This is a genomic window from Streptomyces sp. SID3343, from assembly GCF_009865215.1.
GTDB lineage: Bacteria > Actinomycetota > Actinomycetes > Streptomycetales > Streptomycetaceae > Embleya.
The window spans coordinates 1-373 of sequence record NZ_WWJX01000547.1 but is presented as its reverse complement, the minus strand read 5'-3'; the positions used below and the strand labels follow the sequence as shown (position 1 = coordinate 373).

General features: G+C 78.8%; 1 pseudogene. It reads left to right on the top strand.

The window, feature by feature from the left end:
• Nucleotides 1-308 (top strand): annotated as a pseudogene (locus GT354_RS16865) (ROK family protein); the annotation flags it as partial.
• Nucleotides 309-373 lie beyond the last annotated feature (65 nt).

The window sequence follows — 373 nt, the reverse complement described above, 5'->3', positions numbered from 1 at the left end:
ACGGCGACCCGGGCGCACAAGCCGCGGTCGCCGCGTACGCGCGGGCGCTGGCCGCCGGTGTCGGCGCGATGGTGCTCGCGATGGACCCCCGCCTCATCGTCCTCGGCGGAACGCTGCCGGGCGCCGGAGCGGCGGTGGTCGACGACGTGCGCGGGCACCTCGCCGACATCTGCTACGACGTGCCGCCGGTGGTGTTGAGCGCGCTGACCGAGGACGCCGTCGTGGTCGGCGGCGTGGAGGCGGCGCGCGATCTCCTGCGCGACCGGCTGCCGGCGCCGGCGGAGGGGGCCGCCGCGACCGATCGCTGACGTGAGGGCGGACGGGTCGGCGACGGGACCGCGGCGGCGCGGGCGGAGAGGACCGGTCTCGCGGC